Annotated in this window: 11 protein-coding genes; 7 read left to right on the forward strand and 4 right to left on the reverse strand. The window is 40.0% G+C overall.

What is annotated here, in order from left to right; translation table 11 throughout:
* Positions 1-162 precede the first annotated feature (162 nt).
* The 5 genes from I6E72_RS18595 to I6E72_RS18615 all read left to right on the forward strand — a co-directional run bounded on the left by I6E72_RS18595 (position 163) and on the right by I6E72_RS18615 (position 3,299).
* A complete protein-coding gene (locus I6E72_RS18595) occupies positions 163-510 on the forward strand; it encodes a hypothetical protein (protein WP_197113682.1) in 348 nt (115 codons plus the stop codon).
* 90 nt (positions 511-600) lie between these two features.
* On the forward strand, positions 601-1,044 hold the full coding sequence (locus tag I6E72_RS18600) for a hypothetical protein (RefSeq protein ID WP_197113684.1): 444 nt from the start codon (positions 601-603) through the stop codon (positions 1,042-1,044).
* Between the two features lie 74 nt (positions 1,045-1,118).
* Entirely contained in the window at positions 1,119-1,643 is a 525-nt protein-coding gene (locus I6E72_RS18605; protein WP_197113686.1) for a hypothetical protein, read from the forward strand.
* A gap of 273 nt (positions 1,644-1,916) precedes the next feature.
* On the forward strand, positions 1,917-2,468 hold the full coding sequence (locus I6E72_RS18610; protein ID WP_197113689.1) for a hypothetical protein: 552 nt from the start codon (positions 1,917-1,919) through the stop codon (positions 2,466-2,468).
* Between the two features lie 399 nt (positions 2,469-2,867).
* A complete protein-coding gene (locus tag I6E72_RS18615; RefSeq protein WP_008165663.1) occupies positions 2,868-3,299 on the forward strand; it encodes a universal stress protein in 432 nt (143 codons plus the stop codon).
* Positions 3,300-3,648: 349 nt separating this feature from the next.
* Here I6E72_RS18615 and I6E72_RS18620 read toward each other — a convergent pair whose 3' ends face one another.
* Positions 3,649-5,232, reverse strand: coding sequence for a tetratricopeptide repeat-containing sulfotransferase family protein (locus I6E72_RS18620; RefSeq protein ID WP_197113692.1), 1,584 nt, complete (start codon positions 5,230-5,232; stop codon positions 3,649-3,651).
* Positions 5,233-5,333: 101 nt separating this feature from the next.
* Complete coding sequence (locus I6E72_RS18625) at positions 5,334-7,748, reverse strand: TonB-dependent receptor (protein WP_197113695.1); 2,415 nt, start codon at positions 7,746-7,748, stop codon at positions 5,334-5,336.
* Positions 7,749-8,224: 476 nt separating this feature from the next.
* On the opposite strand from I6E72_RS18625, the gene I6E72_RS18630 reads away from it, so the two are divergent.
* Both I6E72_RS18630 and I6E72_RS18635 read left to right on the forward strand, forming a co-directional pair.
* Complete coding sequence (locus I6E72_RS18630; protein ID WP_169044644.1) at positions 8,225-9,319, forward strand: NADH:flavin oxidoreductase/NADH oxidase; 1,095 nt, start codon at positions 8,225-8,227, stop codon at positions 9,317-9,319.
* Between the two features lie 74 nt (positions 9,320-9,393).
* The gene (locus tag I6E72_RS18635) at positions 9,394-10,590 is read left to right on the forward strand and encodes an MFS transporter (protein ID WP_007581814.1); all 1,197 of its coding nucleotides are present in this window, start codon (positions 9,394-9,396) and stop codon (positions 10,588-10,590) included.
* Between the two features lie 72 nt (positions 10,591-10,662).
* Here I6E72_RS18635 and I6E72_RS18640 read toward each other — a convergent pair whose 3' ends face one another.
* Positions 10,663-11,526, reverse strand: a complete 864-nt coding sequence (locus I6E72_RS18640) for an EamA family transporter (RefSeq protein ID WP_007375633.1) — start codon at positions 11,524-11,526, stop codon at positions 10,663-10,665.
* A 232-nt stretch (positions 11,527-11,758) separates the two neighbouring features.
* Complete coding sequence (locus I6E72_RS18645) at positions 11,759-12,502, reverse strand: FadR/GntR family transcriptional regulator (protein ID WP_024591884.1); 744 nt, start codon at positions 12,500-12,502, stop codon at positions 11,759-11,761.
* Between the last annotated feature and the right edge of the window lie 256 nt (positions 12,503-12,758).

Consider the following 12,758-nt stretch of genomic DNA (forward strand, 5'->3'; position numbering starts at 1 on the left):
CCGAGCAGGTAGCGCCTCAGTCCAACAAGCGATTATGCAACACAAACTGCGTGTCGCATAAATACTAAAGTGTTAGGTGCCGTAATGTTATCGAAGAATTCTATTATTTTTATTACCTTCTGCTTGTTTTTTAGTGTCTCGGCATCATCGTTAGCTAGTGACTTGTCCGGTACATGGAAACTAGAAATAAAAGACTCGACTAAAGAGTCTAAAGTAATTGCAAATGTGCGTTTTGAACATGATATTGCACAATCCTGTATATCTGGTGATTGGAGGGTTGTAACTCTAGTATCAATTGACGCCAGTGATGAAAAACTGTTTCCTATTGAGCAACCATTATCGTACCAAATAGAGGGAGAGGACATAACGATAGGTCGTAATCAAAGATGTGACTCATACCTTCACTTAAATGGTAAACTTGATACGTCAAATATCACTGGTGATTATTATGCTTTCGGATTGAAGCACAACAAATTATATGGACACTTTACATTAAGGCTTATCGACTGATGTTATCAGCACCTAACAAAAAAATTGAAGCGGATATTGGCAAGAGCGGCCAACACAGCTTAATTTGGTGTTAGGGCACCTATTTAAACTATGGATGAATTCTCTAAAGAAATAGAATTGAAATTCAATTCGCGTTTTCCAAAATGGAAGAAGTTTGGCCGACCAACTGAATATGAAGGAGTCACTGTTTTTGAGGCTAAAGTCCCTTGCCCAAGTGGTAAGGCTGAAGAACTCTTAATTTTGGATACTTTTAATGAAGAAGTAACAGTATCTTTTGACGCCTATCACGCCCATTTTGACGACTTTGGAAACAATGATGCTTATGATGAAGCTTTAGAGTTTATCCTTCAAGTTACTAGTGAAGAATGGGCAATTGTAAGTTACTGGTTAGATGAGCGATGGAATGGATCCTCTCTTTTAAAAGTAACAGAATTACCGCATGATAATTCTGACTATCCAGCAGCAAACATAATAAAAGTTAAATCATGGTTAGGTAACTTCGATAAGGAAATTAGATTTTCAGCTAAGAGTTAAAGATGCCCTAACAAACAAATAATGTGTGGGACGCGAAAAAGCCGCGCCCCATATTTGAGAAGTTAAGGCTATACATGCTTCCGAGTATTTTAAAAAAGTCAGACACTCGTTATCAAGGTGACTTGAATTGGGAGTCATACCTAATCCAGGTTGGTGATTTCGCTGAAACAATTGATCGCGATTTTCTTAGCTCTATTTGCTTGGAACACTTTGATAGATTTAATCGATGCTTCCCAGAATTTGACATCAACAAACACAGAGTAGAAAGGGTTTCATTCACGGCTGAGCAGATCTATAGCGAGGTTCGTTACGATGATAATAAGCCTCTAGATTTCTGGTATTTTCAAGTGGATGATTATTTGAATGGTACTAGCAGCCTTACTTATCCACCACTAGAGTATTGTCTTAAAAATAGAACATGGAGCTTTTCCCCAGTGGCTATTGATCATGCATTTGGTTGTGAGCTTGGTGGCTGTCGACTTGGGCATCCGTATCACCTTATAGAAGGGACACATAGAGTGAGCTTTATAAACAGACTACTAGAATTAAATATAATTGATGCTAGTTCAACTCACGAAATGCTTATTATCAGACCTTAACAAACAACTACATTACCCCCCCTCTTGTGCGGGAGTTACCAATATCCGCTCATGGCACTTTTACGAAGTTCGGCTGAGAGCATTGACTAATTATAATAACTAGTTCAGTGGTCGAATTTTTGTATGCTCATACATTCACGGAAATGAGCAACGCGCGCACGTTGTTCTATTTAGCTTTGTTCAAAGAGAAGTAGGAAACTATTTGATAGCAATATGTTGGGTAATTTGTTAAAACTATCTCAAGTATAAAAGTAGCGTGACACGAGCAGACATATGCGCGATCAGCTCACTAGGCTTACAGGAAAGCAAATGCGCGATATCTTCGGTCAGCACAAGCAAGACTTCAATGAAATTAGGCGCTTGTGTTTAATCTGTCATGGATTAGATTTAACAACAAGTAGTCTTTCATCAGAAAATTCTAGATTAGTCATGTCTAAAAATGTTGAAGATACTTTACATAATTTAGTGTCTAGCAATCTTCTTAGTCTAGTAATAGCAATTAGAGTAAATCTCTATCAAAATGCAATCAATCAACCAAATTTGGAATTACCAAATTCATCATGGTTATATTTCGATGATAAGTTAATAGAGAAACCTGCAACTCTTAAGCAGGTCTGCGATAAAATTATTCACGCAGATTCTTTTTTCAAAACAGTTCCACCTAGCGGACTTATTGATCCTGAGTATAAGATTGCGGTTCAATTTAAAGGCGTTGAATATAAAAAATCTTGGACATTAAATTTGGTCCTAGAGTGCTTTGTTGAAGACGTACTTTCTTTGCTTGATAGTATTGAGGAAAGTATGCCTAACGAGTCAATTAACTAGGGCAAGTAACAATTGGCTAGGTTTCACTACACAATTTTAGGCAACTGGTTATTTGGCCAGTTACAAAGGCGTTAAATGTCCGCTTATGGCACTTTTGTGAAGTTCAACTGTGAGCGAAAAACTGACTGTCAGCCCCAATTATTCCAAATATTGATTACCTTATAAAAGAAACAACAACGACAACCAGATTAATAAACCCCGCAATCACAGCCTAATCAATAAGCATAAATTGATGAGGTATTGTTACTTTTAGTGCCTTATTGTTATTTATTGATCGTAATCAATAGATAACCTTTTAATACTCACTACACTTAACTTGCTGAGATGGAGCCGAGTCTATTCTTATGGAGTTGGTAATATCATTGAAAAATATGATTTTAGATTGTGAAGGAGAATAATATGCGAACAGGTAATATTTTATGGCCTACGGATTTTTCTGATACTGCATCACATGCTTTGCAATATGCCATTGAAATGGCGAATTTATATCAAGTAGGCATTCGTATTTTACACATTGTTGATCAGCCTTCAGATAATGAGAACTATATGATCCTCGCGATAACTCCCCAAGAGTTAGCTAAAAATATGGAAGACGCTGCGGCGAGTAAAATGCATGAGTTATTAGGTCAGTTGAATACTGATTTAAAGATTGAAACGGTTATTCGACATGGTGATGCCATTAATGAGATTTTAGATGAGACTAATAGCGGTGATATAGGCATGGTGGTAATTGCCAGTCATGGAAGAACCGGACTTTCTCATTTTTTGAATGTTAACGTTGCAGAAACGATCGCCAATAAAGCTGATTGCCCAGTGTTAATAGTCAAATAAAATTGGCGCGTATCTCTTGTCCCGCTGCGCTCTTAGACGGGACAAAGTGGCCAGCACGTTGGATAAAAATGTGAGTTGTGTAAACGTCAATACACGGTTTAATTGCCCGAAAGTGAACTTTTCATACTGGGGCAGTACCTGTATGTATAACCTGGTCTTTTCCTCTTGAATTGACTGAATAATGAAGGTCCGCTTATGGCCACTCTCCAACCACTCGACAACATAAAATGTTGATAATAATTGGTAAGGTATTTTAATGTGTCGGATGGCGCTTCGCTTATTCGACCTACGCTAGCACAAAGCGGATTATCCCTAAGTCCATCCCTTTAACTCCCAAGCCATAAAACCATTACTCAATACTAATACCTTGTTTTAAAAGGTACTCTTCAATTTCATCAGTATGGGGCCTAAATGCTTTCCAGCGGCCAATTGCTTTATTATTAAGTGGTTGGCGTACTTGCATTTTACTTGCAGTAGAAACTGGTGCGGTGTTTAAGTGAAAATCTATACACTGTTCTTGCCACTCTAAGTTACAAAAGCTGACTAACTCTTTTATTTGTTGCTCGGGCTGTGCGACTAATTGTTCGTATTCTACTAATTTTATATTGCCGTGCAGGGTACTAAAGTGCTGCATTAGTTTGTAAAAACGGCTGTAAAATTTAGCGGTGTCGAGTAAATCGAGCGAGTACGCGTAGTAGGGGTTATTAATGGTAAATAACTGGCGATAGTTACCAATACACGTGTCCATAGGGTCGCGCAGCATGCAAATAATCTTAGCGTTTGGCAGTGCTTTGGTTATTAAGTCGATATAAAAAAAGTTAAACGGGAGCTTATCAATAAAGTGCTTATGGCTGCCTGTTATTACGCGTGTTGCGTTTAAATAGGTTGACCCAAGCTGATTAAAATCAAGCTCGTAGGCTTTACTGAGTGTTTGAGTGTCGAGTACATGCGGTGTTTGCGTTTGGCTTAGCTTTTTAACACTTAGGCCAAAGTCTTGTAATTCACCGGCTGATTGCACGTCGCTGTGGCTCGATAAAATACGCTCAACCAATGTGGTGCCAGAGCGGGGCATGCCTAATACAAAAATAGGCTCTGCCGTTGGGTTACCTTGCACTCGCGCTTGTGTGTGCTGTTCACTTAAGAGTTTAATATGTTCAAATAACTCAGTTGAGCTTTTATGATCAAACGGCTGTACAGCACGTTTTGCTACTTTACCTTGCTCTAACGCGGTAAAAGCCTCTGAAAACTCACCAAGATCTTGATACTCTTTTGCTAAAGCATGGCCAATATGCAGTTTTGCATCGGGGTGTGTTACTTGCTCAAACACGTTTTTTAAGCGTTCAATGTGGTTGTTTTGCCTACTTACTTTAGTTAAATCACTTAATGCAAAGTGACTTTGATGATGCAGCGGGTTAAGCGCTATGGCATTTTCAAAAGCGTGTTGGGCTTTATCAAATAGTCCTAAAAATTTAGCGCTTACACCGTAGTTATAATAAAGCGGGGGTTGAGCTTTGTTAGCTGCTGTAGCCAGTTTAATAGCGCACTCAAAGTAGTTAAGTGCTTGTTCGTGAATGCCTGCTTGAGTAAGGGCTACGCCGAGTGTGTCGGCATCAGGTGCTTTAGTTATTTGATTTAATGGCACCGAGAATGCGGTGTTTTTTGCTTTTTTTAATTCGCCAGTAAGTGCGTAACATTTAGCAAGTTGCGCGGTGTATTCAATACTTTGGCCAAGGGTGAGGGCTTTTTCGATGAGCTTTATTGCTTTGTGTATTTGCCCAACAGTTAAATTAACCATGGCCAGCAAAAAGTACCCATCGGCAAAGTCTGGTTTGAGTGTAACTAACTCCACTAGGGCTTTGTGTGCTTGCTCTATTTTACCTTGGTTTAGGGAGTGTATTGCGCTTTGATGAAGTTGCTTTAAATTTGGCTGCATGGTTTTTGGTAATTATTTTGTAAAAGAAAATAAAAAGGCTCAAATAAATTTGAGCCTTAAAACAGTGTTTAAAAAGTGAGACTGTTTAAAAGTCGCTTAAATTATATTTCAAATTTGTAGTTAAATTTAACACCTACCGTTAGCGGGCGATTAATGTAATGGCCGTAGTTACGTTGTATATCGGCGCCATTAGCTGATGTTATATCGGCATCTGAACGACGAACTGACGTAACTGCGTATTTGTTGAATAGGTTATCAACATATAGGGTAGTTGACCATGCATCAGCTGTTAATTTAGCTGATATATTACTTAAGCTGTAACCTGGTAGTGTTTCGCCGTTATCACGAAGCCCAACTCTTGAAAGCACGTCGCTTTGCGCGGTTAAACCGTAGTTAATATCGAGTGTTTTGTCGTTAAATACGTCTGTTTGATAGTTTACACCCATCGAAAATTGGTTTTCAGGTGAACCAGGTAAACGGTCGCCGTCTTCTGCGCCATCGGTACCATCAGCATTAAACAAAAATGGTGCATCTGATGTTAGCTCTGCTTTTGTATAAGCATAGGTTGCATAAACCGAGAACGAGTCAGATAAAATGGCACGGGTAGATATTTCAATCCCTTTTGCGTTAGCGCTACCTGCGTTAGATAAGTATGGTAGTTGGCCTACATTAGTAGCGCCTGCAATTTGTGCATCATCCCAATCTACGTTAAATAGCGCGGCGTTAAAGTGAAGTTGGCTTCTAAACCAGGTGCTTTTAAAGCCTAACTCGTAGTTTGTTGTTGTATCGGCATCGTAAAGCATTTCTTCTGAACTACCACAACCTGCTTGGTTAGCTGGTAATGGATCTGGACACGGTGCTAAACCATTTGAACCGCCGATTCTAAATCCTTCACTTACCGTTACATAGCCCATGACTGAATTTGTGAATTGGTATTTAGCATTAAACTTAAAGAGGCTGCCGTTATCGTCAGCTTCATTTTTTTCAAAGTTTAATGAAATAGCATCAGGTGCTGCGTCATCAAATAAGGTATTAAATAATGGGAAATCTACAGCTGACTCAGATTCAACGTCGTATTGGTATAAACGCATACCTAAAGTTACGTCTAGTTTTTCTGTTACTTGGTAGCCTATTTCGCCAAATAAAGCTGATTCTGTTATTTCGGTACGATCTACCGAGAAGTACTCAAGTTGATCTGGGCGAGACTGCGAAGCGCCAAAGTTTTCTACTGCAAAGTCACCAAAGCCAGGCGTAAACTCTTTACTAGAAGCATCCGTTTCTATTTTGTTGTAAAACGCACCAACAATCCAGTTTAAGTCGCTATCGCCTTGCGATACTAAACGTAGCTCTTGGGTGAAAGTGTCTTCTTCTTCAATCTCACGCGTGAAAGATGAAAACGAAGGAAACTCTTCATAGCCGTAATCAAGACGAATTAGTAAATCTGTTTGGTCGCGTTGGCCGTCGGCATCAAAGCTCGAAATACCCGTTGCCGATACTAGCTCAGCAAAACCTAAATCGGCTTTTAGTTCAAGGCTTAGTAATTGGTCTTTTTTCTCGCGAGGCTCTTCAAAGCGATAAGCTGATTCGTATTTACCTATTACATCGCTTAAACCGTTGTTTGCATTAAGGCTGTTGTAATGAACAATCGAGCGGCCTTCGCTGTCTTGGTTTTGGTAAAAGTAGTTAAGCGTACCTTCAAACGATTCATTTGGTTTAAAGCGAACAGAAATACGACCAGTAGTGGTGGTTTCGCCGTTGGCGTCTTTTACATTTTTAAGGTTGTTGTTAACTGCTGAGCTGTCGCTCCAGTCAGGATCTGGCAACGATACGCCAGGCTCACGTACTACATAACCGTAATCGATAAAACCCGGATCTTCATATACGTTTAAGCTGGCGCGTACTGCTAATTTATCTTCAATAATAGGAAGGTTAAATATAAACCCGCCTTCGCCACCTAAAGAGTCACTTTCTTTTGTTTGAAACAGGTCGCCGTAAACTTCAAGCGATGTAAAATCAAGCTCAGGCTGTTTAAGCATGTAACGAATTGCACCACCTAATGTACCTGCACCATAAAGCGTGCCTTGTGGCCCAATTAATACTTCAACACGCTCAATATCTACTAGGCGCATATCTACCGAAACCGGAATTTCGTTAATATAAGTAGATACTGTTCCGCCATCTGACGATGGACCAGATGAATTTGTATTTAAACCACGAACAATAATAGGCGAGCCAGAGCGGCCACCTTGATCGGTAATTGTTAAACCAGGGACCCAGCGTGCTACATCCGCAAGCTCATTGATATTTTGATCTTTCATAATATCTGCATCAAGGGCGGTAATATTTAGCGGTGCATTTTGCACAGAGCCGCTGCGCCTTGTTGCTGTAACTTCGATTACTTCGAGTGATTTGTTTTTAGCTGCAACTTCTTCTTGAGCAAGTGCGGCATTAGGCAATAAAAATACGCTAGAAACAGCGCTCGAAATAGCCAAGGTTAACAAGCTTGGTTTAAACATAAAAAGTGATCCCCAGTTCAAATGTTTTACATTAGTAAATTAAGTTAAGCAGTTTATCAGGGAGTGAAGTAGCTTGGAATATCTAAATTGAATTTTAATTCACTTTTATAGAATAAATATGGTTTGTATGTGGGGTTTTTATTTAGTTAATAGGCAATATAAGCAATAGCTTAGTGCTATTAGGTACAGTTAGGTTAAAAATCACACCCTTGTTTAAAGGTAAATAGTCATTCATTTTTTAAAGATGGCTTTATGACGTGTTCGTTAAACAAATTATTACATTAAAATTGATAGTTTATAATGTCATTAGTTATGCTTTTATCAGCACTATTAAAGTATGTTTTTATCCCCATTAAGAATGGTAGTCGTATTTATAAGTAACTGTGTAAGTTATTGAGTGAGCGTGTTTGATTGCCACTTCGTATTATATTTTTTATTTGTCCGCACTTTTTTGTGCGTGTTTTTAAGGATTAACAATGAGCCAACTATTTTCGCCTTTATCACTTGGGCAAGTAACGTTAGATAACCGTATTATTATTGCACCCATGTGCCAGTACTCAGCAAACAATGGCGCTGCTAGCGATTGGCACACTATTCATTTGGGCCAATTGAGTTTAAGTGGTGCAGGATTGCTAATTTTAGAAGCAACAGCAGTAAACCCAGAAGGGCGTATTAGCTACGGCGATTTAGGGCTTTGGAATAACGAAACCCAGCAAGCCCTAGGCAAAAGCCTAAAAGCAGTAAGGCAATATAGCCCTATGCCTATTGGTATTCAGTTGGCACATGCTGGGCGCAAAGCCTCTACAGGTAAGCCGTGGGAAGATATTGGCGCTATTGCACCTGATGACGTAAATGGCTGGCAAACCGTGGCACCTTCGGCAGTTGCGTACGACGATAGCAGCCCAGTGCCAAAAGCAATGAGCCAAGACGACATAGACTCATTAATTAAAGATTTTGTAAGTGCAGCTAAACGCGCTGATGAACTCGGCCTTGATTTAATCGAGCTACATGGTGCGCACGGTTACCTGTTACACCAGTTTTTGTCGCCACTTTCAAACAAGCGCGATGACAACTACGGTGGTAGCCTAGAAAACAGAATGCGTTTATTGCTTGATGTGTTTAAAGCGGTAAGAGCGGTATTTCCTAGTGAAAAAGCGGTAGGTGTGCGTATTTCGGCAACTGATTGGGTTGAAGGCGGCTGGGATTTAGATCAATCGATAGTGCTTAGTAAAGCGCTTGATGAACTCGGCTGTGACTTTATTCATGTAAGTACTGCGGGTTTAAGTCCTGAGCAACAAATACCAGTAAAACCTAATTTTCAGGTACCGTTTGCAACAGCCATAAAAGAAGCGGTTAAAATGCCTGTTATAGCGGTGGGTTTAATTACACAGGCGCAGCAAGCCGAAGATATTATTAGTGAGCAGCAAGCCGATGGTGTAGCGCTGGCGCGTGGCATTTTATATAACCCGCATTGGCCGTGGCATGCAGCTGCAGAGCTTGGCGCTACAGTAACTGCACCTAAACAGTATTTACGCTCAAGCCCACATGGGCAGCCATCACCAATAAAATAAAACGAAGCTTTTTGTAAAAACCCAACCCGCGTTTGCTGGTTGGGTTTTATTATTTTTATAAAGTAGAGACACACATGACCCAAACAGGCGTTTCAGCGCAACCACTTAGCAATACACTCGTTACTATTATTGCTTTGTGTTGCGGTCTTATTGTTGCCAATATTTACTACGCTCAACCTATTATTGAGTTGCTTGCCCCAGAAGTTGGATTAAGTGCGCACAGTGCTAGCCTTATCGTATCGCTTACACAAATAGGCTACGCTTTGGGGTTGTTTTTTTTAGTGCCATTAGCTGACTTAATTGAAAATAAGCGTTTAATGCTTATTACTTTAGCTGTGTCGTTTTTGAGTTTAGTGGGTACGGCACTTGCTGACTCACCTAATGTAATGCTTATTTTATGTTTAATGATAGGTATGAGCTCGGTTTCTGTTCAGGTGCTTATTCCGCTTGCTGCGCATTTATCGTCTGACGAGAAGCGCGGACAGGTTCTTGGCAATATTATGGCGGGTCTGTTGCTAGGTATTTTGCTGGCAAGACCTATATCGAGCTTAATAGCCGATCACTTTGGTTGGCGCGCTGTATTTTACTTTGCAGCAGGGTGTATGGTGTTTATTGCAGGCGTAATTTATTTTGCTATTCCAAGCAGGCAACCTACCCATAAAACAACGTATTTTAAGTTATTAAAATCGCTTAAACAGTTAATGATAAGCCAACCAGTGCTGCGCCAACGTTCACTTTTTCAAGCATTAATGTTTGCATCGTTCAGTTTATTTTGGACAAGCGTACCGGTTGTGCTTGCCCGTGAGTATGGTTTATCGCAATCAGAAATAGCATTGTTTGCATTAGTGGGTGCGGCAGGTGCTGTAGCAGCCCCTATTGTTGGTCGCTTGGCAGATAAGGGCTATACACATCAGGTATCGTTACTGGCCAAAGTAATTGCAGCAGTGTGCTTTTTACCAAGCTTATTTGAGCTACCTTACGGCATTATAGTATTGGCATTAACCGGTGTGTTTATTGATTTTGCTGTGCAGGCCAATATGGTATTGGGTCAACGTGCAGTGTATGCACTAGAGCCACAAAGCCGTGCGCGTTTAAACGCTATTTACATGACGAGTATATTTGTAGGTGGCGCAGTAGGCTCGCTTATTGCCAGCCCATTATATGAAGCGGGCGGGTGGACAGGTATTGCACTGGTTGCAACGGGCATGCCGCTTATTTCGTTGATTGGCTATTTGGTTACAACTAAAAAGCAAAGTAAGGCTGTGAGTTAAAAAATTACTGGATACAACACAATAAAGTCACCATGTTGCGTGGTGACTTTATTTAGGTTATTTGGTAGTTAATTAAGTAGTCTGTTTTTTTGCGTTTGAAAACGAGCTACCAACAGATGCAATAATTACAAGTAAAATAGCGAGCCACTGCCATAAAGTAAGCAATTCACCCAGTATAATAAACCCTGCGAGCGAAGCTATTGCAGGCTCTAAGCTCATCATTACGCTAAACCCTTGTGAAGGCATGTTACGCAGTGCAACCATTTCAAGTGTGTAAGGCAGTGCGCTTGATAAAATAGCAATACCAATACCCAGTGGGATAATTTCCCACGTAAACGCGGCGCTTTGCAGAATGCCGCCGTAAGGTACTAGCACTATAGCGGCAACGGTCATACCCAACGCAACAGTTGCTCCACCAGAGCTTTGTGTGCCCGTTTTTTTACCAAATAATATATAACCTGCCCAACATGCACCGGCACCAAGCGCAAGCGCTACACCCAATGGATCAAGGCTGTCTTGGCCGCTCATATCAGGAAGCAGAAGTAAAATACCGGCAATAGCACACGCAACCCAAAATAAGTCACGTTTGCGGCGTGATGAAAATAAGGCAACAGCAAGCGGGCCTGTAAATTCAAGCGCTACACCAATGCCTAGTGGAATGCGTTCAATGGCGTAATAAAACAAAATGTTCATGCCGCCTAAACTTAAACCATACACAATTATAGGAATACGATTACCAGAAGTAGGTAAGTGTTTCCAAGGTTTAAACACTAAGCAAAGTATAAAGGCAGAAAAACCAAGCCTAAGGGCAGTTGTACCTTCAGGGCCAACAATAGGAAAAAGCTGCTTTGCAAATGACGCGCCCGTTTGAATGGTCATCATAGCAAGCAGTACACACACTATAGCCAGTAAATAACTTTTTGAAGATGCTTGCATTTTTATCCTTGAGTTGAGTAACTCTATCAATTAGTTATGTAATGCAGGGAGTATAAAAGCTAAACCCGCCCGATATTAATGGCGGCATAGTATCTTTTTTTAAATTTATAGGTAAGTGTTTGCGACCAAAAATAGCGCAATTAAAAGTATATTAAATAGGGCGGGTAAATAAAGTAAGAGGTAAAGTTAGCAAACAGGCGTTTGCTAACTTTAATCAGTTGGTTAAAAGGCCTTAGTGGGCACTTTTATTAACTAAGCCATCAAGCGAGTAGAGGCCTCGTTTTTCATCATTTTTGCGTTTAATTTCTTCAAGTGCACGCGATTCTACAGCGTCAAATAAAGCATTAATTAAGCGGTTAAAATGTTTGTGCATTGCGGTGCGCGCTGCATTTGCATCATGCGACTTTAGGGCTGTATAAATAGCGGTGTGTTCATCCATAACGCACTCGTTATTGTTTTTACACACACTGCCATAGTCAGCAACAATTTGTGGGTTTGTTAAACGTAAATCCCACAAGTTAGACACTGCAAATTCAAGTGCTTTATTGCGCGTTGCTCTAGCTATAATTTCATGAAACTCACGGTCGGCTTGCTCAACATAAAGGCCTTTTTCCATGGCAATTAATGTTTTATTTAGTTGCTCTAGTTCTTCTTCTGTAATGCTTTGAGCAGCTAAAGCGGCAATTTCGCCTTCAATTAATGCGCGAGCTTGAGTAAGTTCAAATGCACTGATCTCTTTTGATTTTATAGATGCATTTTTTTGTTCTACTACGTAAACACCAGAGCCGGTTTTAACTTCAACTCGGCCACGTACTTCTAATGCGATAATAGCTTCTCTAATGGTAGGGCGACTTACATCAAACATTTCTGCAAGTTCACGTTCAGGTGGTAAACGACTCCCAGCAGAAAATTCGCCTTGATTTATTAAAGACTCAATTTTATCAACTATGCGCCAAAATAAGCGACGATTACCCATACTTTACCTTCATTACCTTAAGGAATAATGGCCTCTGGGGCCTAAAAGTCAAAACCAACTGTTAATACCAGAGGTTACCTCAAAATTCACTATTATGTCAAAATTCTAACGCGATGTTATGGTTAAAAACCACTATACACCAATGGTTGCATTCTTGTATTACCAATTTAGTTTAAAATAATGCAATTGGCTAGCTTGATTGGTAATGTTTTTATGTGTTAGGTTAGTTTTAAGGTTATTGAATAATAAATATTGG

This window comes from Pseudoalteromonas sp. NSLLW24 (genome assembly GCF_015864725.1).
GTDB lineage: Bacteria > Pseudomonadota > Gammaproteobacteria > Enterobacterales > Alteromonadaceae > Pseudoalteromonas > Pseudoalteromonas arctica.